The organism is Mesorhizobium sp. M0909 (assembly GCF_040319515.1).
Taxonomy (GTDB): Bacteria; Pseudomonadota; Alphaproteobacteria; order Rhizobiales; family Rhizobiaceae; genus Mesorhizobium.
The window spans coordinates 1-23,419 of record NZ_JAMYOA010000027.1 but is presented as its reverse complement, the minus strand read 5'-3'; the positions used below and the strand labels follow the sequence as shown (position 1 = coordinate 23,419).

Annotated in this window: 24 protein-coding genes and 1 pseudogene; 16 read left to right on the top strand and 9 right to left on the bottom strand. The window is 60.5% G+C overall.

Features of this window, described 5'->3' with window-relative positions:
- Positions 1-28 precede the first annotated feature (28 nt).
- Positions 29-373 carry an SPFH domain-containing protein gene (locus tag NKH83_RS28280; protein WP_352700052.1) on the top strand — a complete coding sequence of 115 codons (345 nt, stop codon included), beginning with the start codon at positions 29-31 and terminating at the stop codon, positions 371-373.
- Here the strand turns inward: NKH83_RS28280 and NKH83_RS28275 are convergent.
- Genes NKH83_RS28275 through NKH83_RS28265 form a run of 3 tightly spaced genes read right to left on the bottom strand, consistent with a single transcriptional unit; the run spans position 370 to position 1,678 of the window.
- Positions 370-534: a hypothetical protein gene (locus NKH83_RS28275; protein ID WP_352808321.1), complete on the bottom strand. Its 165-nt coding sequence runs from the start codon at positions 532-534 to the stop codon at positions 370-372. The genes NKH83_RS28280 and NKH83_RS28275 overlap by 4 nt on opposite strands.
- Entirely contained in the window at positions 531-1,079 is a 549-nt protein-coding gene (locus tag NKH83_RS28270) for a thermonuclease family protein (RefSeq protein ID WP_352808320.1), read from the bottom strand. The genes NKH83_RS28275 and NKH83_RS28270 overlap by 4 nt, the downstream gene beginning before the upstream one ends.
- Positions 1,076-1,678: a hypothetical protein gene (locus NKH83_RS28265; RefSeq protein ID WP_352808319.1), complete on the bottom strand. Its 603-nt coding sequence runs from the start codon at positions 1,676-1,678 to the stop codon at positions 1,076-1,078. Before NKH83_RS28265 ends, NKH83_RS28270 begins: the two co-directional genes overlap by 4 nt.
- Before the next feature lie 67 nt (positions 1,679-1,745).
- On the opposite strand from NKH83_RS28265, the gene NKH83_RS28260 reads away from it, so the two are divergent.
- The 12 genes from NKH83_RS28260 (at position 1,746) to NKH83_RS28205 (ending at position 14,779) form a co-directional block, all read left to right on the top strand.
- Positions 1,746-2,420, top strand: coding sequence for a lytic transglycosylase domain-containing protein (locus NKH83_RS28260; protein ID WP_352808318.1), 675 nt, complete (start codon positions 1,746-1,748; stop codon positions 2,418-2,420).
- 13 nt (positions 2,421-2,433) lie between these two features.
- Positions 2,434-2,748 (top strand): TrbC/VirB2 family type IV secretion system protein, encoded by a 315-nt coding sequence (locus NKH83_RS28255; RefSeq protein WP_352808317.1) that lies wholly within the window; start codon positions 2,434-2,436, stop codon positions 2,746-2,748.
- Between the two features lie 3 nt (positions 2,749-2,751).
- Positions 2,752-3,045 carry a VirB3 family type IV secretion system protein gene (locus NKH83_RS28250; RefSeq protein WP_352808316.1) on the top strand — a complete coding sequence of 98 codons (294 nt, stop codon included), beginning with the start codon at positions 2,752-2,754 and terminating at the stop codon, positions 3,043-3,045.
- Positions 3,042-5,444, top strand: a complete 2,403-nt coding sequence (locus tag NKH83_RS28245) for a VirB4 family type IV secretion/conjugal transfer ATPase (protein ID WP_352808315.1) — start codon at positions 3,042-3,044, stop codon at positions 5,442-5,444. Before NKH83_RS28250 ends, NKH83_RS28245 begins: the two co-directional genes overlap by 4 nt.
- The gene (locus NKH83_RS28240; RefSeq protein WP_352808313.1) at positions 5,428-6,585 is read left to right on the top strand and encodes a transglycosylase SLT domain-containing protein; all 1,158 of its coding nucleotides are present in this window, start codon (positions 5,428-5,430) and stop codon (positions 6,583-6,585) included. Before NKH83_RS28245 ends, NKH83_RS28240 begins: the two co-directional genes overlap by 17 nt.
- Before the next feature lie 9 nt (positions 6,586-6,594).
- Entirely contained in the window at positions 6,595-7,329 is a 735-nt protein-coding gene (locus NKH83_RS28235; protein WP_352808312.1) for a type IV secretion system protein, read from the top strand.
- Between the two features lie 179 nt (positions 7,330-7,508).
- Positions 7,509-8,552, top strand: a complete 1,044-nt coding sequence (locus tag NKH83_RS28230; protein WP_352808310.1) for a TrbL/VirB6 family protein — start codon at positions 7,509-7,511, stop codon at positions 8,550-8,552.
- 78 nt (positions 8,553-8,630) lie between these two features.
- The gene (locus tag NKH83_RS28225) at positions 8,631-9,338 is read left to right on the top strand and encodes a VirB8 family type IV secretion system protein (protein ID WP_352808309.1); all 708 of its coding nucleotides are present in this window, start codon (positions 8,631-8,633) and stop codon (positions 9,336-9,338) included.
- Positions 9,335-10,132 (top strand): TrbG/VirB9 family P-type conjugative transfer protein, encoded by a 798-nt coding sequence (locus NKH83_RS28220; RefSeq protein ID WP_352808307.1) that lies wholly within the window; start codon positions 9,335-9,337, stop codon positions 10,130-10,132. The genes NKH83_RS28225 and NKH83_RS28220 overlap by 4 nt, the downstream gene beginning before the upstream one ends.
- A complete protein-coding gene (gene virB10 / locus NKH83_RS28215) occupies positions 10,132-11,595 on the top strand; it encodes a type IV secretion system protein VirB10 (RefSeq protein WP_352808306.1) in 1,464 nt (487 codons plus the stop codon). Before NKH83_RS28220 ends, virB10 begins: the two co-directional genes overlap by 1 nt.
- Positions 11,592-12,617 (top strand): P-type DNA transfer ATPase VirB11, encoded by a 1,026-nt coding sequence (gene virB11, locus NKH83_RS28210; RefSeq protein WP_352808305.1) that lies wholly within the window; start codon positions 11,592-11,594, stop codon positions 12,615-12,617. The genes virB10 and virB11 overlap by 4 nt, the downstream gene beginning before the upstream one ends.
- Positions 12,618-12,628: 11 nt before the next feature.
- A complete protein-coding gene (locus tag NKH83_RS28205) occupies positions 12,629-14,779 on the top strand; it encodes a type IV secretory system conjugative DNA transfer family protein (protein ID WP_352808303.1) in 2,151 nt (716 codons plus the stop codon).
- A 103-nt stretch (positions 14,780-14,882) separates the two neighbouring features.
- On the opposite strand, the gene NKH83_RS28200 is transcribed toward NKH83_RS28205, so the two are convergent.
- On the bottom strand, positions 14,883-15,131 hold the full coding sequence (locus tag NKH83_RS28200) for a DUF982 domain-containing protein (RefSeq protein ID WP_352808301.1): 249 nt from the start codon (positions 15,129-15,131) through the stop codon (positions 14,883-14,885).
- 40 nt (positions 15,132-15,171) lie between these two features.
- Complete coding sequence (locus tag NKH83_RS28195) at positions 15,172-16,824, bottom strand: MFS transporter (protein WP_352808299.1); 1,653 nt, start codon at positions 16,822-16,824, stop codon at positions 15,172-15,174.
- 232 nt (positions 16,825-17,056) lie between these two features.
- On the opposite strand from NKH83_RS28195, the pseudogene NKH83_RS28190 reads away from it, so the two are divergent.
- A pseudogene (locus NKH83_RS28190) lies at positions 17,057-17,248 on the top strand (transposase); the annotation flags it as partial.
- On the opposite strand, the gene NKH83_RS28185 reads toward NKH83_RS28190, so the two are convergent.
- The 4 genes from NKH83_RS28185 to NKH83_RS28170 all read right to left on the bottom strand — a co-directional run bounded on the left by NKH83_RS28185 (position 17,236) and on the right by NKH83_RS28170 (position 21,276).
- Entirely contained in the window at positions 17,236-17,982 is a 747-nt protein-coding gene (locus NKH83_RS28185) for an NAD(P)H-dependent flavin oxidoreductase (protein ID WP_502895637.1), read from the bottom strand. The pseudogene NKH83_RS28190 and the gene NKH83_RS28185 sit on opposite strands and share 13 nt — an antisense overlap.
- An 87-nt stretch (positions 17,983-18,069) precedes the next feature.
- A complete protein-coding gene (locus NKH83_RS28180) occupies positions 18,070-18,234 on the bottom strand; it encodes a nitronate monooxygenase (protein WP_352808297.1) in 165 nt (54 codons plus the stop codon).
- A 397-nt stretch (positions 18,235-18,631) separates the two neighbouring features.
- A complete protein-coding gene (locus NKH83_RS28175; RefSeq protein WP_352808295.1) occupies positions 18,632-20,809 on the bottom strand; it encodes a relaxase/mobilization nuclease domain-containing protein in 2,178 nt (725 codons plus the stop codon).
- Positions 20,810-20,868: 59 nt separating this feature from the next.
- Positions 20,869-21,276, bottom strand: a complete 408-nt coding sequence (locus tag NKH83_RS28170) for a hypothetical protein (protein ID WP_352808294.1) — start codon at positions 21,274-21,276, stop codon at positions 20,869-20,871.
- Positions 21,277-21,769: 493 nt separating this feature from the next.
- Here NKH83_RS28170 and NKH83_RS28165 point away from each other — a divergent pair, with 493 nt between their 5' ends.
- Both NKH83_RS28165 and NKH83_RS28160 read left to right on the top strand, forming a co-directional pair.
- The gene (locus NKH83_RS28165; RefSeq protein WP_352808293.1) at positions 21,770-22,450 is read left to right on the top strand and encodes a nucleotide-binding protein; all 681 of its coding nucleotides are present in this window, start codon (positions 21,770-21,772) and stop codon (positions 22,448-22,450) included.
- Positions 22,447-22,854 (top strand): hypothetical protein, encoded by a 408-nt coding sequence (locus NKH83_RS28160; protein ID WP_352808292.1) that lies wholly within the window; start codon positions 22,447-22,449, stop codon positions 22,852-22,854. Before NKH83_RS28165 ends, NKH83_RS28160 begins: the two co-directional genes overlap by 4 nt.
- Positions 22,855-23,419: the final 565 nt, after the last annotated feature.

Sequence of the window (23,419 nt, the reverse complement as noted above, 5' to 3'; positions counted from 1 at the left end):
GTGACCGACGTACGCCAGGGCGAGGACGATGCCTATTCAACAGGTCTGCAGCAATGGACAGATGGAAGCGGCTGAAGACGTCGCAAAACTGATTGCGGAACATCGTCAGAGGCTCGCTGACCTTGAACGTCTCGGAAAGCGAGCGATGCAGGCCGAGGGTACGGACGCGATCTTGCTGGGTCAAAGGCTGGACGCGGTCATGGCGGAAGAGGCCACGGTGCGAAGGCGTGCTGCCATTGCTCCAGTAGCCACTATCGCGGAAATGAAAATGAAGGCTGCTTACTTCCAACGGCTGACGGCTCATGGCTGGTGCGAGATTGATGTGGACGATTGGCGCGCGTTGCTCGGTTCCTTCACGAAACTGCAGCCCTAAGAAAAGAGCGCCGAAATCCATGAGGCCACGGTGTTCCAGGCTGCGTACATTCCCGCCGGCAGCAAGATGATTGCGATGAATGCGACAGCATCGCCAATGGCACCGTCAGTCCGTCCTTCCACGGGATAGTAATATTTTTGCCCTTCATCATCGTGTTTCACTGTTTTCTCTCCAACCCTTGGCTCAGCAGCAGTTGCACAGGATGCTGAAACGTCGTGCCCCACAAACCCGCACGTTTCATCTTAGCGTTGATTTCCGCGACGAGGTAGTTCTGATTGACGGCTTTGCCCTTTGCTGTCGTCGCGGCAAACGCGTATCCGGTTGCTATCAGCGCGGTGCCAACATCGATTGTTTCGCCATTCAGCTGCGCACCGCACACGACAAAAACCGCCTTGTCGAGGGCGTAGCCGATTGGCTGGCATGTAACCGCGGCGCTATCGAACAGCGCAGCAAGGTGCGCCAGCGAGATGTTCCCGCAATCGATTTTGTTTCCATTTGGCTCTTCGGCTGACGTACCTCGAAGACATGACTGGACGCCATAGAGGCGGAAAAGGTGATCTCCGTCACGCCAGGTATCTCCGGTCAGCAGTTGAGCCGATTTCGATACCGCGAAGGGCATTGGTAAGGCGGAGGCGGTGGCATCCTGCGCCTGTGCCGATGCACAAAAACAAAATGCGGCCAGCGCTGTAAAGCTCGCCTGTTTCATTCCTGGAACTGTCCACCGAGGTCGGCGGAATGCTCCAGATCGGGGCGCAGCGACTTGCCGTCCTTGTTGCGTCCGATTGCCGCCATGTCGAAAAAAACCATTTCGTCATCGTCGTAGGCGACGTTGTACGGGTCGTTTGCATTGCCCGCCCCCACGAGCGAGAAACACGACACGGCATCGGGTTCACCCTTCGTGCTGTGCAAGACTAGTGTTTTGCAAAGCACGACAGATGCACGATCGTTGTAGATTGCCTCTTCATAGTCCTGCGCGGCCTTCGTGCAGTCCCATTGCTGCGTCTTGTACGTAATCTTCGGTTTGGGGCAGGCCGCAAGGCCGCGCAGTCGATACGTCACGCCGTTGATGACGCGCTCGGTCGCGGACGGCACCTTAACCGGCGAGATAAGGGCGGCCGCATCGCGCTGAAAGAGCGCGCCTTTTGCATCATAGCGTTCATAGACGAACACCTTCTCGCCCGGCTTGGCAAACTGGAGCAGGTAGTGCTCCGACGGCTGGGCAAAGGCACTCGGGGCGTCGGCGCCGGCAGCATAAGCCGCGGTGCCCTGAAGCAGCAAAACCATGCAAAGGGCCGTCTGTCTCATCAAAATCCGTCCTTGCGATTACATACCGTGTTGACACTTTACTAGGGCTGCGTGTAGCCATAGTAAAGTGTTAAATTTTGGCGACACTATGAACACTCGATTCGCTCTCCTGCTCACCCTGTGTGGCGCCACGATGCCGTACAATGCGCACGGCCAGGACTTGGCGTCAGACCGCGTAGCAGTTGCCTTTGCAACGCCGGCGCAAGCCCTTGCCGCGGTCGGGGCGCAAAGGCCGGGGGCGTGTACGACCGGAAATCGTGCTGAGGTCTCCCGACTTGTGCGTTCAATCGCGCAGGAGGAAGGATTCGACGCCGATCTGGCCGAGGCGATTGCATGGGCCGAAAGCGATCTCGGCGCCAGTCAGGGTCCGTCGAAGGCCGGAGCCCTGGGGATCATGCAGTTGATGCCGGGCACGGCGGCCGATCTCGGCGTGAGCGACCGTTGCGACACAAAGGCAAATGTCCGGGCTGGCCTCCGCTATCTGAAGTCACTCTATGACGAGTTCCAGGATCCGCTGCTGATGCTGGCGGCTTACAACGCCGGGCCCAACAGCGTCTACAAGGCGCAGGGCATTCCGGTGAATCCGGAAACTGCAGAATACATCGTGAAAATACTGAACCGCTGGAAGTTCGGCGGTGTCGTGAAGAAGTCTGCCCTGGCCAAATCCGAAACGCTCGCGGCCGCTCCGCCAGCAAGCGAGGACGCTTGGCAGGACGGTCATGTCATGGATTTCGGCAACTGAAAGGAGCCAAAGGGTGGAATACAGGAAAGCGGGCAAATTTGCCCTGAAACTGGCCTTGGCCTCGGCGGTCGGAATAGCTCTCGCGCCAGCCACTGCGTGTGCGCAGTCGGCGGCACCAGTCGAAAATGTGCTGGAGTGGTTTGTCGGAGTTCTGCAGGGCAACATAGCGCGCTCATTCGCCATCATCGCGGTCTGTTTTCTTGGCTTCCTCGCCATGACGGGCCGGCTGGCGTGGATGATGGCTTTTTCCATCATCATCGGCATCGCTCTGATCTTCGGCGCTGCCCAACTGGTGGATGCGGTTCGCGCGACTGCGGGAGGCAGCTGAGACATGGACGACGAGGAAGTCTATGTCGAGCCGGTCAGCCTGCCTTTGACACGCCCCCCGATGAAATGGGGCGTGCGCTACGAGGTTTTCGCGCTGAACGGCATTCTGGCGGTGATCGGCTTTATTGCCACCAGCAGCTTCATCCTCGGCCTTGGCGTGTTCGGCGTGGTGCATCTGGTCAGCGCATATCTGTGCCAGCGTGACCCCTACATGTTCCACATTTTCGAGCGGCGCGTCTCCAAACGCGGAGCGGTGGCGAACCTCACTTTCTGGGGCGCGAGGAGCTATTCGCCATGAGCCTCGATGCCGACCTGAAATTTGGCCGTGAGCGCCGGCGTGAAAAGCCCGCGGCGATGCACATCCCCTACCTTCGTCATGCCGATGACAATTTAGTTGTGACGAAGAGCGGCTTTCTGGTCGGGGCCATACAGCTCAGTGGCCTGCCCTTCCAGACGATGGACCAGGCCGAGTTGAACAGCCGCATGTTCAACCGCAACACGACGTTTCGCAATCTCTCGACCTCTCGCTTTGCGGTCTACACAACGATCATCCGCCGCCACGTGACGCCTGAGATCGAAGGCGATTTTGACAATCCTTTCGTGGCTGAGCTCGACGCCCGCTACATGGATGAGCTTGGGGCGAAAAACCTTTTCGTCAACGAGGCGTATCTGGCGATAATCCGCCGGCCGATGGTCGGCCGTGTCGGCTGGGTGGACAAGGCACTCAATGCGTTCCGCATCAGTACCGCAGGCGAAGAAACCCGCGACGAGGCGATGGCCGAACTGCATGACGTTCTCGACGGCGTCGTCAAGGATTTTACCGCTTACGGGGCGCGTCTTCTCGGTGTCGTGAAGCGCCGCGACAGCTTCTTTTCCGAGCCGGCGGAATTCTTGGCGAAGATCCTCGCCGGCGGCCGCGACGTGGAAATGCCTTTGCCTCGCATGAGCCTTGGCGATGTGCTGGCGACGCGGCAGCTGTTTTTCGGCAAGTCCGCGCTGGAACTTCGCGGGCCGGACGAAGGCAAGCTCGGCGCCATGGTGTCGATCAAGGAATACCCTCCGTTTACCGCTCCGGGCTCATTGGACGGCCTCTTGCGCCTGCCACATGAGTTTGTCCTGACGCAGAGTTTTGCGATCGAAGACCGTGTAACGGCGATGCGCAGGATCAACACCATCGCGAACCAGGTTGAGGGATCGGACGAGGCGGGCACGACGGTCGAGGAGTCCGTCCACGACGGCGCCGACAAGCTGGCCGGTGGCGAAGTCGTCTTCGGACAACATCACATGAGCGTCATGGCCTTGGCATCGGACATGACTGGTCTCAACCGTGCGCTATCCGACATTACGGCCGAGCTTTCGCGCATGTCGATCGTGCCGGTCCGCGAGACACTGAACACGGAACTGGCCTTCTGGGCGCAGTTGCCGGGAAATTTCAGCTACATCGCGCGACGTGCGTTGATCTCGTCTCTTAACTTCGCCGGGCTGTTTTCAGGCCACAATTTCCCGTCCGGCCAACGTGAGCGGCTGCACTGGAGCCGGCCCATCGCCTTGCTCGAAACGACCAGCCAGACGGCCTACTATTTCAATTTCCACGTTCACGATGTCGGGCACTTCACTGTGTTCGGCCCGACCGGCTCGGGCAAGACTGTGGTGCTGTCATTCCTGATGGCGCAGGCCATGCGCATCATGCCGCGTCCGCGATGTGTTTATTTCGACTACATGCGCGGTGCTGAAATTTTTGTTCGAGCGCTCGGCGGTCGATACGAGGTGATGGAGCCTGCTCAGCCGACCGGCTTCGCGCCATTGCAGCTGGAGGACACGCCAGAAAACCGGTCCTTCCTGGAAGATTTGCTCATCTACATTCTGACGCCGGAAGGTGGCGCGCTGGACGTGGCGGAAATGCGCGTCATCAACGCCGCCGTCGACATGATCTACAAGATCCCGCGCGAACAGCGGACCTTCGACCTGCTGCCGGAAGTGCTGCGGGGGTCGCTCATGCCCGGCATGAACGATCTGGCCGCGCGGATACAGCCGTGGCTCGACCCGAAGGACAAGGGCTGGCTTTTCAACAATCCCGTCGATCTGGTTGATTTCTCGAAACCCGTTGTCGGGTTCGACATGACGAAGATCCTAGGTGACCGAAAGCTGCGCTCGGCGGCGCTGCTCTACATCTTCCACCGTCTTGAGGACGTCATCGACGGCTCGCCGATCATGCTCTTCCTCGATGAAGGTTGGAAGCTGTTGGACGACGAGGTTTTCGCCGCTTTCATCAACGAGACACTGAAGACCATTCGTCGCCGGAACGGCGTTGTCGGCTTTGGCACGCAGACGGCGGAAGACGTCGTCAATTCCTCCATCTCGTCGTCGCTGATCGAGCAAACGAAGACCAACATTTTCTTCCCCAACCCAAAGGCGAGCAAGGAGTCCTGCATGGAGCGCTTCTCGCTGACGGCGAAGGAATTCGAGTTCGTGCGCCGAACGGCGAAGGAAACACGGACCTTCCTCGTCAAACACGACAGCGACTCGATCGTCGCCAAGCTCGATTTGTCGGCGATGCCCGATCTCATCAAGGTCTTGTCCTCGAACGAAGCCAACAGCAAGGAATGCGCACGGCTCCGGCAGACTTTCGGCGAGGAGCCGGAGGCGTGGCTGCCATACTTCTGCGGATGGGAGAACGAGCATGACGAAGCGGCTTAGCAGCGCTTGTCTGGCGGTGGCTCTTGCGACGGCGGGAAGCATGAGCGTGGCTGTCGCTCAGATCGCGGTGATCGACGATCCGAACCTCGACAAGCGGCAAGAGGACGAACAGCACAGCAAGAACTCCGATGCGGCCAAGAAGGACGAAACCGACAGGAAGAAAAGCGTCGTCTGCACCTATTCGAACAAATACCGCTCACAGATGTTTCGCCGGTCGCCGGCCGACGCGTTGCAGCGCGACGCCGCCAACGTAAAGCTGATCCGCTACTATGCGCAAAAATACGGCGTGCCAGAAGGTCTGGCACTCTCCGTCGCCTATCAGGAATCGCGCTTCGACACCTGCGCCGGGAGCCACACCGGCGTCAAAGGCGTCATGCAGCTGACCAAGCGCACCGGGAAGTCCATGGGACTGGACCGCGACGTGAACGAGCAGAACGTCGAAGGCGGTGTCAAATATCTCGGAATGGGCGTGAAGCAATGCGGGGCAACGAATTATAGCTGTCTCGCTTCCTTCTACAACGGATCGAACGCTGGCGAGCAAAACCAGTGGGCCGGCGGGGTCGGCCGCTGGAACAACTACTTCAACGAATATGTGTCGAGCGGCAAGGCTCCGGCCGCCGCGCCGCCACCCTTCTCGATCGTAACGGCCGACGGCGCAGGCGGCACGGCCCAGGACGCGGCCATGGGCACGGTCAGGAAGGCGGCTGGCGGGCTTGATGCAAGCTCATCGCAGATGGGGGCCAACGATGCGGCGATCGACGCGCTGGCGGGCACCGTTGGCCAGGTGACGGAATACAAAGACGCTTGGGAGCTGAACTCGTCGGCTCGTGGGATCAACGCCGATGTCACCAACCAGTACCTCGCCCAGGCGGGGGACTTCACGGCGTTGCTGGCCCAACTTCTGTCGTTGCAGAACGTTCAGGAATCGCAGTCGTCCAAACTGGTGCAACGGCCAAAGAGCGGCTCTGCAAACCCGTTCTCTTGTGATCCCGCGGAACTTGAACGGTTGAAGATAGATCGCGGCCGGTGGCTACCATGCGCACTTGAGAACGCAGGGGCAAGCTCAGCCGACAGACGCTCGATGATCATCACCCCCGACCCTGCTGGCGCTGCCAGCGTGATCGATTCCTTACAGCAATAGGAGGCTGACATGAAGAAATTCGCGATTGCCGCCAGTCTGGCGCTTTGGGCAAGCACGGCCCACGCACAGATTGCCGTCATTGATGGCGCCAATCTCGATGTCGCCCGCAAGAATGCGGACAACACCAACTCCATCATGGACTCCAACAAGGATATCCTGAAAAAGAGCGAGGAGATCCTGCAGGCTCTCAGCGGCAGTCGTGACGGTTCGCTCGGCATCGGACAAATGGGCCTCGGCGGCAGCATGTCGATTGCCCAGGCGCCGTCGTTCGGATCGATCCTGAACGGCGGGGCTCTCTCATTTGGTGGCCTGTCACCGGAAATCCAGAAAATCGCCGGCGCCGTCATCAATGGGCTCCAGCTGGTGAAGCAGCTCCAGCAGATTGCCGGCAAGGAGACCAGCGCCGTCAACACCGCCTATGGCGGCAGCGTCAACGTGGCCTCGCTGCTAAGCGCGCTGACTTCGCAGGCCTCGCAGGGCGTGACCCAGCGCCAACAGTCCCTGCAGTCTGCAAGTGGGCAGATCGGGCAGTCGCAGGACGTCAAGGGATCGGTGGACCAGAACACGCGAATGCAGCTGGAAAACGCGCGCGCGGTCAACGAATTGATTGGCGTCCAGAATGGTGCGGTCGCGGCCCTGAATGAGAAGCTGAAGGGAGATCTTCTTCGCCAGAGCCAGGTGCAGAAGATGATGACACCGCGCAACGTCAATCCGTTCGCGGACTTTGGCAAGAGCGGAGGGTAGCACTTGTCGAGGCGGGTGGTGCGCATAGTCGTGATTGGGCTCAGCGCAGGGCTTTTAGGATGCGCAAATCGCGAACTGAAAGCGCCGTGCGGGCCTTTGGCGTATGCGCACGCCGACGAATGCGGCGCGCTGAAGCCGGTCAATTCAACGCCGTTCACCAGCATCATTGACGAGGATCCATGAACGGTCTCGCCGAAAGCATTCTCGGTGGCATTGACAACATCGGTGAGGACTTCGTTCGCACCGTCTATATGCAATTGGGCAATGCGATGGGCAACGTCTTCACCCTCATGCTGACCCTCTATATAGTCTGGTGGGGCTATGCGATCCTGAGCGGGCGTGAGTCGATTTCGCCAATCGAAGCGGCCTATCGCCTCGGCCGCGCCGTCATCATCTATCTGCTGCTAACGGGATGGGGCACATTTTCCGCGACGATCTACCAGCTCGCGCAAAGCATGCCCGATGAAGTCGGCAAGGTGATCGTCGGGGCCGTGTCGCGAGCTACAGGCAATCAGCTCAGCGATCAAGCGGCGATTCCAGCGCTCATCGACAACCTCTACCAAGGGGCGCAGGACGTAGCCAATCAGGTGTACAGCGGATCCTTCTACGACATTTTTGGCGCGCTGCTGTCGCTGCTCGTTCTGCTGTCAGCCATCATCTTCGCAGCGCTTGCCATTGCCGCGATCATCGCCGCCAAAGTGATGTTGTTCATCACGCTCGCCTTGGCGCCGATATGGATCATTCTTTGGCTATACCGCTGGTCATCGCGCATGAGCGAAGGCTTCCTTTCGCTCACCACCTTCCTGATGATTCAGCAAGTCCTGATCTACGGCTTTCTCGGTTTCTACTTCTCGCTCGTCAATGCGGCGCTCAACACCGCCACGTCCGGCGGAGCGACCATGGATAGCAAAATGTCCCTGGTGCTGCCGCTGGTGCTGGTGACGATCATCGGGATCTACGTACTCATGCAGATACCCTCGATTGCTTCGATCCTGAATGGCGGCGGGTATCTCAGCGCCGTGGGAGCCCGGTACTCATATGGGACGTTCGGCAGGAATGCCGTGCGCTATTCCGGCGCGCGATGGGCCGCCGGCCGTGCCGCTCGCGGCGCCCGGCAGCTCGCGGCAAACCAGTTTCGAGCTTCGCGAGCAGCCAGGTCGGATGCCGCAACCCGGTCCGCCATTCAGCAAGGTGCGCGCGATAACTCCAGGCCTCTGGCCTAGAACACAAGAACGGTCATCGATCGCGGCGTGGTATCAGGATGCGTCGGGCAAACGAGGCAATAGAGAGTGTCAAATCCAGTGGAAACGGTTGCTGACCGCAGCAGCGAACTCGTCGACAAACGCTATTACAGGGCGGGCGTGACCTGGGAAGACGACACGCACAGGTCAATGCGTCGATCGCGTACATTGGCATGGATCGTCAGTGGCGTTTCTGGACTGGTGGCGGTGTTGTCGCTGCTGGCGCTCGTGCTGATCCTGCCGCTCCGGCAGTTCGAACCGTATGTTGTGGAGGTCGACAAATCGACGGGCTACCTCGAGATCATGCGCGCGCTCAAGCCTGGAGATTTGTCCCAGAACGAAGCCGTCACGGCGGCCAATCTGGTGCGCTACATCAGGGCCCGCGAAACCTACGATTCCCGTGAACTGAAACAGAATTACGACCTGGCGCAACTCTACTCCACCGACACGGCGTCCAAGGATTTGTCATGGCTGTACACGCCTGCGAATCCTCAGTCGCTGGACAAGATCTATGGCCGCAATGCCACGATCTCCGTCGAGATCAAGTCGGTATCCCTGCTCAACCGCAACACAGCATCGGTGCGCTTCGCCACGACGACGCGGCGGGACAATTCTTCCACCGTCGACAATTGGGTCGCGGTGATAAAATTCCGCTACACCTCGACGCCGCTCAAGAACGAATGGCGCTTCGACAACCCGTTGGGATTTCAGGTTACGGATTACCGCCGCGACCAGGAGTCGGCGCCGGCTGCGGGAAGCCTGCAATGAGATGGCCCATGGGCCTCGCCCTGTCGGCCGCCCTTTTCCTCGGCGTTACCCACAACGCGGCCGCACGCGACGGCCGCATCCGATATGTCACCTTCAAAAATGACGACGTGACGTCGGTGCGCGCAGCTCTTGGTATTTCAACGATGGTCGAGCTCAGCCCAACCGAAGTCATCGAAACCGTGTCGGCTGGCGACACGAAAGGCTGGTCGATCATCCCCAAACGCGGATCGCGATTTCTGTTCGTCAAGCCGCTGGAGCGCGATGCTTGGACCAACGTCAACGTCGTCACCAACCGGCGCGTCTATTCTCTGCTGCTGCAGGCGACTGACAATAGCCGTGACCGGGCATCCTTCCAGGTCCGGTTCAAATACCCGGACGAGGATATCAACGCGCGCCTGCTCTCACAGGCCAAAGAGAGCGCCGCCGATCCGGATTTGAAGGATCTGAACTATGCCGATCTCAACTACGACTATGCCTATAAGGGCGACGACAGCTTGAAGCCACGTACCGTATTCGACGACGGCAGCAAGGTGTTTCTGGAGTTCAAGGGTGACATTCCGGCGATTTTCGTTGTCGACGACAAGCGCCATGAGTCGCTGGTCAACGTTCGCACGCAGGGCAAATACACCGTCGTCGACAAGGTCGCGCGGCAATTCACCTTGCGAGCCGACGGCAAGACGCTCTGCCTCTACAACCGAGCTCGACCCAACGCTATCGATCCAGTCGAGCAGGTGTACGGTCCAACGAAACTGACAGGCGGTTCCACCCTGTTCGGATCCAGCGGAGGACGGTGATGACCCAAATCGACTATAACCAACTGGATGGTAGCCCGACGGTCGCGCGCCGCGGTGCGGGCGTGGGCACCAGGATCGCCCTGGTCGGCGTCAGCGTGGTGCTCGTAGGCGCGCTGATATGGCTGAACTGGCCTCGAGAGCCGGTCTCGCGCGATCTTCGCAGCGATGGCGAGGAAAACTTCAACCCGCCCGAGTTTCGCCCGCCGGCGTTGAACGAACCGCCTCAACCTGCCGACGGCACGATCGACCAGATCGTGGTGCCGCCACCGGCCGCCGAACAGAACGGCACGCAACAGGCTGACAATGTCGATCAGACCGTGCAGGAGGGCGCCGACCTTGATGCGCAGCGGCGCGCGCTGGAGGCGCAAATGGCGGCCGAGGAGGCTCGCCGCAAGGCCGAGGAGGAAGAAGCCCGACGCAAGGCCGCGGCTGAGGACGAGGCTCGCCGCAAGGCTGAGGCCGCCGAGCGTGAAAAAGCGGTATGGGCACGCCTGCAGTCGAACCAGATGGTGACGAATGATGAAACCGGCTCGACAGATGCCGGCGCCCCGGCGGCACAGGTCGAAATCGCGCCCGACGGTCAGATCATCCCGGTCCCCGGCGCCGACAGTGATCCCAACAAGGCATTCCTGGCGCAGTCTGAGGCAAGTTCTTCCAGCATTGTCAAAGCCAGGGTCTTCCGACGCACCGATGCGTTGATCCCTGAAGGAACGATCATTCGCGGCTATTTGGAAAGCGCGGTCAACACCGACCTTCCCGGTGCCGTGCGCGCCGTCGTGCGTGAGGATGTATTCTCCCTTGACGGCAGGCGGATCCTCATTCCGAAGGGCTCGCGCCTGACCGGGGAATACCGCTCGGGGCTTGCGCGCGGTCAGAAGCGTGTTTTCATCGTCTGGAGCAGGGCCATCCGCTCGGACGGCATTTCCGTCGATATCAAGTCGCCTGGTGCAGACGCGCTCGGCCGCGGTGGCATGGGCGGCCGGGTCGATACGCACTGGGTTGAGCGGTATGGCAACGCCATCATGCTTTCCGTCGTTGGCGGTGTCTCTGAATATCTGTCCTCGCTTGGAGATAGCAGCCAGGATGGACAACAGCGCCAGGTGTCGACGATCGATCCCGTAACCGGCGAGACCACGACCGTAACTTATGGTGGCAATGGCTCGCAGCGCGACGCCCGCAGCATCGCCTTCGATAAGTCATCGACCGCCCTGCAGCAACTCGCGCAAGAGGCGTTTCGCGACACGCAGAACATTGGCCCGACAGTCTACGTCGATCAGGGCACATCCATCGTCGTGCTGGTGCGGCGAGATCTCGATTTCTCGGATTTGTACGCCGATCCCTTTCAGGAAGAAGTGGCGCGCCTGAAGGCAGGTGGGCGGCCGAAGACGGCGATCGATCCGACGCCTCTCTACGGCACGCCGAAGGATCATTTCTATTCCGGCTATGGGAGCCCGGTGAAATGAATGCCGTGCATCCCCTCCCCGACCCTTGGGCGAGAGCCCCGGTCCTGCGCGCTCATCTGGAACCGATATGGTCCTATTTGAACGAAGATGCGGTGTCCGAGATTGCGATCAACAGGCCGGGTGAATTGTTCATCGAACGCCTTGGCGCGAAGGAAATGGAGCACGTCGTCAAGCGCGAGGTCACGCCCGGCTGGATTAGGCATATCTCGACGGGCGTTGCCTCGGCGACAAATCAGGTCATCAACGAAGAAAAGCCGGTCCTGTCGGCCGCTCTACCCTCAGGCGAGCGCATCCAATGCATCTTGCCGCCCGCGGCTCCCGAAGGCGGGGCGATTTCCATCCGCAAGCAGGTCATCATGGATATGAGCCTTGATGCCTACAACGATCTCGGCGCCTTCGAGAACACGGCGATGGGCAGCGGACTGGCGCTGTCAACCGAAGAAAAACGACTTGTCGAGATGTTGCACGACACGTCGCCGATGGACTTCCTGCAATATGCAGTGCGCAACCGCGTCTCGATCGTCGTTTCAGGCGGTACGTCGACCGGCAAGACGACGTTCTTGAATGCGCTCTTGAAGGCGATCCCGGCCCATGAACGGATCATCACGATCGAAGACACCCGCGAATTGAGGCTGCCGGCTCCCAACAACGTCACCCTGATAGCCTCGAAGGGCGACCAGGGGCTTGCCAAAGTCTCCGCGCAACAGCTTCTCGAGGCGTCGCTTCGCATGCGGCCCGACCGTCTGCTGTTGGGCGAGTTGCGCGGTGCTGAAACCTTCGCATTCCTCCAGGCGATCAACACCGGCCATCCCGGTTCGCTGACGACCGTTCATGCCAATTCCGCCCGGTCCGCCTACGAGCGGCTGGCGCTGATGGTCATGCAGGGCAGCTCCGGCCTCTCACGAAGCGAAATCCTCGACTACCTGCGCGAGGTCATTCCGGTGGTCGTCCAGATGGTCCGCACTGAAGGCGGACGACGCAGCATCAGCGAGATCAAGTTCACCAAGGCGGAGACGATCTAGCGGGTCCATTCATGCAGAAAATCGCAACAGCAATTTTCATGGTGCTCATGGCGATGGCCCTGGGTGCCCTGGTCTTCACGGTCACCTATGCCGGGACAGATTGGTACCGGACTGGCTCACACTTCCTGTTCGACCAGCTGAACGCCGATCCCTTGCCGGTCGTTCGCCAAGCCTGGGCGGACACGATGGCGGGGAATTTTGGCCGGGTACAATACGCCGTTGCGGCAGGAGCATTAGGGTTTTTCTTGCCACTGGTCGGCCTGTTTCTCATGCGCCCGAGAAAGCGCAATGACTCTCGCTTCATGACTATGAGCGACGTATCAAAAACCGGCCTGACGAAAGTTGGCGGCGTCTTCGTCGGTCGAGCCGGCGGCAGGCTTGCCGAAATTCTGTCGCCCGGCCGCGATCAGCGCTCCGGCAAGATGCGCTTGATGCAGCGCAGGCTGATCGGCGGCAAGAAATTATGGATTGACGGCGATGATCTCGGCGGCTTCGTCATAGGGCCGCCGCGCTCCGGCAAAGGCACGTCTCTCATCATCCCGAACGCCTTGACCTGGGCGCATTCGCTCGTCGTTCTCGACCTGCGCGGCGAGACCTATGCGGCGACCGCCGGCTACCGTTCAACCATGAGCCGCGTTGTGCGTTTCGCGCCGGCTGATCCGGGCGGCAATACCGCATGCTACAATCCGATGGACTTCATCTCGCTGGATTCGGCGCAGCGCGACATCGACCTTCGCAATATCGCTGCGGCGCTGTTTCCGCGCCCCCCGTCCAACGCAGACCCATATTGGGTCAACGATGCCCGCCTCCTTTTTACCGGCATAGCGTCCTTCGTCATGGAATCGCCCGCGATCCCAGACGAGAAGAAGACCTTCGCCACAATCCTCCAGATCATGAACGGTGCCGAGCAGCCGCTCCTCGAATTCTTCGGCTCGCTGCGCGAGGAACGCCGCCGCGAATGTTCGCATTTCACGCTGCAAACCCTGCTGCCATATTTTGAGATGTCTGAGCGGCAGTTCTCCGGCATCTACGCCGGCGTTCGGACCGGCATGGCCCCCTTTCTCAACGAGCGCCTGATGCGAGCTACGTCGCGCAGCACGTTCGATATTCGCAATCTGAAGCGCGACCGGATCTCTCTTTATCTCGACGTGCGGCGCGAGCAGATCACCTCCCTTGGACCGTTGTTCAACGTCCTGATTACGCAGTTGATGAACTTCATGTCGGAAACTATGCCGCGTGCCGACGAGCATCCGGTGCTTGTGCTGCTCGACGAGTTCCAGAACCTCGGCAAGCTCGAGAACGTGACCGAAATGGCGAGCGTGCTCGGCGGCAACGGTGTTTCGATGTGGTTCTTCGTACAGTCGCTGAAGGCTGTAGACGAGATCTATCGCCAGGAAGGGCGCAAGACACTTATCAACGCGGCTCGCGTGCAGATCTTTTTCGGTGCGCAGGACGCTGACGATCTGCGCTACGTTTCCGAGCAGCTCGGCGAAACGTCGGACGTTCAAAAGGACGTGACGCGCACCAAGGCTACGTTGTTCGACACGTATTACACGCGCTCGGTCCACCGCAAGGAAGTGCGGCGGCCCCTCATGCGGCCGGACGAAATCCGCACGCTCGACAAGAACAAGGTGATTATTTTGCCGCGAGGCGAGTTGCCGATCCTGGGCACCCGCAATTTCTATTTTGCCGATGGCCAGCTCGCCAAACGCGCTTTCATGCCCCTGCCGACCTCTATCGAGGTTTCGCGCACGAAAAGCCCAGCGTTCAACACTTCTGCGGCGGCTCCAAGTCCTGCGCTGCCGACGATTGTGCCGACAGCACCTGCGTACCGCTCAGGCCTCTTGCAGATGCGCCTACGGCGCGGCGCCACGTTCGCCGCAAAGTCCGGCCGTATGGCTTCGCCGCAGGGTCGGCGCCCAATCGCAAAGCAACCCCCGAAAGCAACCGATGCTGCAGCCGTACCAGTCTATGCAGCCATAGATTTTTCCGCGTTGGCGGCTAAAGCGGTCACGACAAGGATAGCACCCGATAAAGAAGCGGCGGTGGCGGCGATCCTGAACAAGGTGCGATCTCTGCGCGCCAACGCATCCGACAAAGAAGCTTTCGACCGAAATTTGAGCGTCGTGGAAGACACCTTGCCCGATGTAGTCGACGGGTAGGACTGCTGCGCCCTGCTCGTGTCAGATAGAAAAGCGGCAACGTCATGCCTCAGGCCTTCCGTACAGACGCCAGTTGGCGCGCCGTGCCGCTTGAGCACTCCAGTCAATCGCAGCGTAAGATCTTTGCTTCGCGCGCGACCGCGACGAACGCCCTGCGGGCGGCCGGTGGATGAAGCTCACCTCGTATAACCTTCAGACAGGCGTCCATAGCTGCCCTGTGCTTCTCCGTCTGATGACCACCAAAATCCCGCAGCAGGATGGAGGCCGCATCATTAACATCGAACACGGTGCGTTCTGTATAGCGGCCAATCTGAATCACAACTGGCCTCTCAAATCTTACCAAGCCGGTCATCTACCTCACCCCTTGAAACTCTACCAACAACAGCCTGCGATCACCGGCGGAAGAAAAATCGCGTCGGTTGATCCCGCTTGCGGGTTGCCCCGGTCGGCCGCTCAATCGAAAGTTTAGTAAGAGGTGGAGCTGCACCTATGTTCAATTCGAGCAGACGTTGGTCGAAATCCTTGTCCGCCGTTGTAAGGCGATGATTCAGGCGCAGATAGTCCATCCAGGTCGGCGTGCGGAAGGTTTCTGTCCAAAGCGAAGGATCCTGAAGATCGCGCTGAAGATTCCAGTGTCGCGCGCCGACGCGGCTTTGCACCCGCCGTCGTTCCTGCATCTGATCCAGGAAAGCTTCAACGTTCGGCTCCGGTATTGAGTACTCGATCTTCACGACGATTGGCCCGCTTCTCGGCTTAAGCTCGAGAGCGAGCTGGGGCGTCTCGAAGCCGAAAGGATCCTGATCAGAGTCTTGCCATTGACGGATAGGCAAAAGGAACCCGGTGGCCGCGACGATCAGTAACGCAGCAGCCGAAACCTCCAGGGCTGAGGTAAGCGAATAGTTCTCAGCCACTGTACCCCACAGCCAACTACCCGCCGCGATACCGCCCGACGAAAGGGCATAATAGATTGAGAGCGTGCGACCAACGACCCACCTTGGGCTGGCCAATTGGACGCTTACGTCGAGCCCCGTCCAGGTGACGACCCAGCCGGCGCCGCCGAGCGCCAGCGCAACAGCCGCTACCGCCACTGAAGACGTGAGAGCAAGCGCTAGACAACACGCCGCGCAGGCAATGCAGGCCAATGTTGTCAGCCGCTCCTGGGACAGCGATCGCCTCAAGACATTGTTGCAGATGCCGACGCACAAGGCGCCCGTCCCGAAGCCGGCCATCAGCACACCATATACGATTGGTCCTCCCCCTAGTTGATCGCGGGCAACAAGAGGCAGGAGCGCGAGTATGGAAATACTGGTCAGGCCGAAAAGCGCTCCACGCGCGATTGCCGCCTTGATCTCCGTCGACAGCGCCGTAAAGCGCGCGCCATCATGGATGGCCGTGGACAGTGGCTCGCGCGGGAGAGGGGACGAGCGAACATCCCATTTGCGGCGCCCGATTGTCCACAGCAGCGCTAGATACGTCAGCGTCGCCACAGCGAAAGCTGTCAGAGGTCCAAAGGAGGCAACGACGAGTCCACCAAGCGCCGGACCGACGCTGCGAACAGCGTTATATCCAACCGAGATGAGCGTGACCGCGGCCGGAACTTCGCGTTTTCGTAAGATGTCGCCGACCGACGCGTGCCAAGCGGGATCGGTGAAAGCAGCACCCGCTCCGGCCAAACAGCTGAATGCAAGAACCATCCATGGATTGAAAATTCCGAGGCCTGCAAGAACCGTCAGCATCGCCGAGGACAATGCTATCACACACCAGCCAGCGAACATCAGATTGCGGCGGCTGAAATTATCAGCCAGGGCTCCGGCGATGATCGACAGGATGAATGTAGGCAACGTCGTCGAAGCCTGCACCAAGGCGACCATCACGTCGGAAGTCGAAATGGTCGCCATCAGCCAACTGATGGCGACAGTTTGAATTAGCCAGCCAAAGCTGGACACCTGCGTAGCAAGCCAGATCGATCGGAAAGTTGCATTCTCGAGCGGCGCAAATGTCGCGGACGAAGCTGGAGTCCCATCTGCGGGCGCCACCCTGCTCATTGGGTTGAGCCCTCCCCTCGGTCTATCGGTCGCGTTTAGAGGTGCCCTCCCGGCGCAGGTGCCCGTGGAGGAATAGCAGCATGAGCGCATTTGCTAGGGATAGCGCAAGACAATTCTTCACCGCCGGCGCTCTGGCCGAAGCGATTACTTGGTCTGGAAGAAAAGGCGGATGCAGCCTGACCGCAAATCGGGCATCGCACCGAGTTTACGAATTGCCGCCTTCGGGAAGGAGAACTTTCCGCCGAAAGCCAACCGGCGCTGGAAGAACTGCTTCTCCCCGTTCCTCTACCGTGGTCGCAACGCCATCGAGCGCATGTTTGGACGGCTCAAGGATTTCCGCCGCATCGCCACCAGATACGATCGATCGGCCACTAACTTCCTCGCTGCAGTCTGCCTCGCCGCTACGGTCAGTTACTGGCTGTGACAGTTGTCCTCGACAAACAGAAGCGAACTTGCGCCCTGAAGCAGGGTGATCGCTTCAGAAACGGTGCGAAGGAGTATGTCACTCGCCGGCTCGATGTCGTGGATGAGGCCGGCGGCCTCACCAATCATGATCGCGGCTATCGTGGGATCGCCGCTTGCCCACGCTTCGCGGTAGGCAGCGGACTGCGCGTCAATGTCGGCGAGGAGATGGGCCTCATTGCCGTGCCAGGCTTCCGTAAAAGCATTCTTCCGAACGCGCAGTGAAAACCGCGATGGCCAATCCAGGCGGCGCGCTAGGTCCATCACCGAGGTTCGAACCGTGTCGTCTCCGGTCGCGGCAAGGGCAGCCTGGTGCAGATTTGGATGAACGAGAGCCTCCAACGAGGCCCAGAAACGTGAGCCCATCACGACGCCATCAGCGCCAAGCATCAGCGCCGCTGCAAGCCCACGGCCATCGGCGATGCCACCGGCCGCGCAGATGAGCGTGTCCGGCGCCCGTCGCCGTACCAAGTTCGCGACCTCCGGAACAAATGTGAATGTCGCTCGCTTCTCACCGTGACCGCCGGCTTCCGCGCCTTGGGCGACGACGATGTCGGCTCCGGCATCAAGAGCGCGGCGCGCGTCGTCGAGGCTCTGGACCTGGCAGATCAAGGGGACCCCGGCGGCCCGTATCGCCGGCGAAAAAGGCGCCGGGTCGCCAAAGGATAGGAAAATCGCACTTGGTCGCCGCTCCAGGGCCTTATCGAGTAGGCGCGGGTTCCTGGCGAGTGACCAAGTTATGAAGCCGCAGCCGACAGGTCGGTTGCCAGATCGCTCGAACTCTCACGTCAGCCAATCAGCGTCGCCATAGCCGCCGCCGATAAGCCCAAGCCCTCCGGCTGTACTGACCGCACCTGCGAGTTCCCCGCCCGATGCGAATGCCATCGGCGCGCTGATGATCGGATGCTGCAGTTTAAGCCGATCAGTGAGACGGGTTACGATGCGCATCATCACTCCAACAGATTGCCTTGAGTATCGCAGGTTCGGTTGATCCTATCGAGCCCCGCTCAGCGCCCCGCGATTAACGGCAACCAGAGCCGCCAGCGCAGTCGACCGACGGTTATGAGCCGGACCCTAACCCATCAGCAAACTTACGACCGGGCTTTGAGCCCGTCACCGATCGATCCAATGGCGCTGCGGTTACCTGGACCGACCTGAAAACCAGCCTGTCACAGCCTTAGCTTCGGTCCATCCAGCAATACGGCACGAAGCAGATTTCAACATCATGCGCGGCGTGAGATCTGCGTGGCCATCATCCTGAATCTCGTAAGCGCCAAATGGGCCTCGGCACATGAGGTCACTAACACTCTCGGTCTCTTTAGCCGCAGGCGGCAGTGAGCTCGGCTCAGCGCTCGTAATCGTTATCATTTGAGCGCTGGGTCTTGCGGTCCTGCTCTTCCGACTGCCGTGCCTTCTGTTTGTTGGCGTCCTTCTGCTTGGCTGCCACCTTCTCCTGCTCGGGGCCGGTGCGCGGCTGCTCCGGCTCGCGGGGATCGTCCCGAGTTGGAAGGTCTCGCCCTCGCGCCTCGCGCTCGGGGATAGGCTCGCCACCGCCACCACCACGACGCTGCTGCTGCCGCTCGAATTGCAGCCGCGCGAGACGGTCGTGCATCTTGTCGTTCACCTCTTCACGATACAGTTCGAACTGACCTTGATGCGCCGGCGGCAGCGTCTCGCGCATGTTGTCGAGAGCCTGATTGACGCGGGCCATCTGACGCCGCATTTCCAAGGGGGTTTGCGCCATGTTCAAATCTCCTATCAGTGCATTCAATTCTCTCATACCGGGATGGGACAGGAAAGACTTTTGCCCCGATCGATCAGCTCCGCGACCCGCGGCAGGACCTGGCTGCCCCTCCCCTGTCCGATCGCGACGGAACTGCAGAAAATTGTTGCCGATCGACTCCGCTGCCGTGAGAGCCTGACCGACTACGCCCGCGGTCCGCATCGTCGTCACAGTCTTTTGCCATGCGGCAGCAATTGCATCGCCGTTCACGACAAGGGATTGCCCATCCAAACGGCGTTGCCGCTTGGCCTCCACCCGCTCGATCGTCCTGGCGCTGACCTGGTAGCGCGGATCGCTCTGGGCGCGGCTGTAGGCTCCGGCATGCTCCTTCGTGAATGGCCGCGTCATCGCATGATCCATGCGCCGCGTCGCCACCATCGCAATGCCGTTCTCGCGTGCTTTTTCCGCAAAGATCTCGCGCCAGGCGACCAGATCCGGCTTGTAGAATTTCAGGCGCTCGCCGTCGGCTGCCCGTGCCTGCACCATCGCATGGATATGGACGTGCTTGGTGTCCTTGTGATGAGCCAGGACGAACTTGTATCCTGGCGCGCGCTCCTCGAGCACGGCGCGCGCCGCAGCCATGACGGCGTTGGCATCGGTGCCGGCCCTTGCCGAGAAAAGCAGGTGATAGGCATTGCGGCGCTCGCGCCCCGAAAACTGCGGGCGCCATTGTTCGTAGACCGAAGCCGCCGCCTTGGTGGAATTCTTCACCCCGGGCACAGGCTCGCCATTTGAATGGCGGACTTGGCTGTGGGTGCGGATGAACTTCTGCAGGAAATATTTCGCTTTGGGTTCACGGCTCACGGCCGCCGTTACCTCTGCCTTGGCGACCACCCCCGCCGCGCCCATAGCTTCAGACAAGCGCGCCTCGATCTTGTCGAGCGCCTTGCTGCGCGAATTTTCCCGACCGCCGGCCAGGACTCTCGCAAGCGGTCCGGCCCGCTCATCGGCGTGTGCGTAAACCTCCACCGTCTGTCCATCCTGCGCATAGATGAACGGTTTCGAACCGAATGCCTTCTTCAGCGCTTCGCTCAAGGCGGCATCGCTGACCTCGCCGGCGAGCTCGAAACGAACCTCCATAAAATTGGTATTCTCCAAGGGCGGTTCGAACGTCTCGCAAAACGTCTCCAAAAAAGCCTTTCTTGCGCCGCCTGTCGCAAGGACCTGTCCATCCTCGTCGAAAATCTCGATGTCGTGTTTCTCGCCTTTTTCGTCCTCGCGCTTCCCGATGTAATTGAGCAGCCGAGCGGCGGCCTCCTTGGTCGACGGAGGATTGGGCATGACCTTGAACACACCAGGCTGCGCACCTGCTGCATAGCCTGCCCGTGCCGCCACGGCCCGCGCCTGATAGCCCGCCCGCGCCGCCCGGGCAGTACCGTTCGAGCGACCAGCACCACGACCGCCGCCACCGCCGCGCCGCTTCCAGTCTTCCTCCTCCTCTTCCGGCCGGAAACCGGCGAGCGTGGCGCCATAGACCATGATCGGGGCGCTAGCGGCTTTGGGGGAGCTCGCAGCCGCGGCGGACTTCAGTGCGCCCCTGGAGACGGAGCTCCCCGCCACTCCTGTTACTCCCGGCGAAGAACGAGGGGCGCCCCTGCCGCTACCTACGGTCGAGCCGGCTTGACCGCGCCCGAGGCGTCCGCCGCCACCGGTCAGCTCATGACTTTTCATCAACTGGAATTCGCCGGCCTCGCGTCGGGCGCTCGTCACATACTTGTCGTCGTCATCCTCACGCTTCACGCCGGACCCGCGCCGCAGATAGCGCTCGATTTCGGCCGCGTAGCCAGCAAGACGACCGCTCATGGCCTGGCTACCCTCGCCTTGCGAGAGCCGACGGTCATCATTTTCAGTTCATCGCGAAACTGCCGCACAAGGTCGCCCACGGCGATCAGCGCCTGCTCAAGATCCTCATCATGGGCAACACGGCCGTCGTTCATGGCGCGCACGGCCTGATTGAAATTGATGCCGACTCGCCGCAGCTGATCGGTCATCTCAACGATCGCCGGCCGCAACGCCTCTGACGCGATAGGCAGGTGCCCAACCTCTGCCCGCATGAGACGCCGGACGACCTCGCTGACGGTTACGCTCTCCCGCTCTGCAATAGCTTTGAGACTGGCCAGCTCGTCAGCCGAAAACCGGATGTGCGTCACCTCGCCGTAGCGCTGTGACGCCTTCTTTACCGCTGCTTTTTGGGCGTCTGCATCCATCTCTCAAGCCCGCTTGCGGGCGCTAAGGCCCGCCAGGGCCGCGCCGCCTATTTTGTGTGTATCACAAAATAGGCTATCCTGCCAATGAAGAGCAAGAGGAATATAGCTACAGGCGCGCGCCTTCTTCACCAGCCCAGCTGTCGGCGCCAGCAGCGCGGGCGAAATGTTCCCATCGTGATTTGATGCCGATGTGTCTATGATGCGTTGGCGACTTGTTTCCATGTTAACATGGAAACAAGGGCCGTCTGATGGGCAGCCGGAAAAGCGTAGTCGGAAATGCGCAGTCGACGGGCCACCGGAGCCCTTCTTCGCTGAAGCAGCTGCGTAAAACTGCCCCTTTAGCGAGCTCTTATCGATGCGCGCCTGGGTTGCCAAACCAGTCTTCCCCGTCGACAATGTCCAATGTTTCGACCGTGATTTTGTTTCATGTGTCCATGATGACTTGTTTCCATGTTAACATGGAAACAAGGAGCCAACGCCGGAAGGAGGCCCCATGATCATCTCCGCTGCGATCCCAAAGGGCGGCACTGGCAAATCGACGATGCTGCGCACCCTCGCATCCGTCGCGCTGCATCGGGGCTATTCGGTCACTCTTATCGACGGCGACCGGCGGCAGAACATGAACCGCTGGTTCCAGATGCTGGGCGAAGCTGGCAATCGTCCTGACAGCCTGCAACTGGTGAGCGCGATGACCCCGAAGGAAATTCTTCGCGCGGCAGCCACTCACAACGGTGAACGCTCCGTCGTTTTGATCGATACGGAAGGCACCACAAATGACAACCTCATGGCCGGGCTCTTCGCGGCCGACATTGTCGTCGTGCCGGTCTATTTTGCCCTCGATGATGTGACCGCCGCAATCCAGATCACCGACCACTACATCCCGCTGGCGGTCGAGAGCCGGGGTAGACCGCTGCCTGCGATATTCGTGCTGACCAAGCAGACCATCATCGATGGCAGGGCGCGAGCCCTGACCGAACTGCGCGCCATCATCCAGGCCAACGGCACGCCCATTGCAGAACACGTCCTGCATAATCGTGTTGCCTACCGCGATCTTCAGACCGGGCAGACCCTTTACAGCCCCGAGGTGCCTGATGCGAAGGCGGTTGCCGAGAGCGAAGGGGTCTTCGACGACCTCTTGCAAACCTTCATCGAAGCCACAAGGAACGCGGCATGAGTGAAGAGACCGCACCGAAACCCGGTGACGACAAGAAAGCGCGCATGATGAAGGCGATCTCCACGCAGCCACCCGTACTGCCCAGCATGTTCATCCCACCGAAGGCCGAGCCGTCAGGGATCAAGGAGCAAGCTACGCCACAGACGCAGGAACCGACAAAGCCGTCCCCGGCAGTCGGGCCCGATTTCCGCAAGCTGCTGCGGCAGGGTCAGAAAAAGGACCCCATCGCCGGAAAGAAGATTCGCGAGGAGGAGATGATTCGCTGCGGGTACTATTTGACGGCCGTGGAGCAGCGCCAGTTCAAGTTGCTGGCGATCAGCAACGGACACAGCATGACCGAACTGCTGCGAAAGGCTGTCCAGGACTATATCCGCATTCATAAGCACAAACTGCCGAAGGAATAATCGGCGGTTTGGAGTCGCTGTCTCTTGCTGTAGCGGGTGATGTTCGTGGCTCTTTTGCGACGCGCAAAAAAAGGGCCCGCGACGGAACACTCCGTCGCAGGCCCTGAAATGTGTTTGCCTACTTGGGTTGGTTGAGGTGTTTCAGCACTTGGCCGAGGATTGTGTCTCGCACCGGACGCCCGCTGGCTGCCGCTTTGTCGTCGACCAGCTTTGCAGCCAGTTTGGGCGGCAGCGGCATGAAGTCGTAGCCGTCTGAGATGGCTGCGCGGCGAAGATCCTCAAGCGTTTTGAACGCGCATCATGGGTGCCGAGCCAAAGACCGGGCTCGTCGGTTTCTTCGTGCGGGAACGCTTGCAGGAAGTAGGTCCGAAGTGGTGGATCGTAGCCGATGACCGCGTCTGGATCCGAGCGGCCCTGTCCGGTGACGGCCAGTGACAGTGATGGTGTAGCGGCTCATTGCAACCTCCTTTTGCCGGTGGGGGGGGGGGGGGGGGGGGGGGGGGGGGCGCGGCGGGCCCCCCCCCCACCGCGGAGGGCGGGGGGGGTGGGAATGAAAAGAACCAGC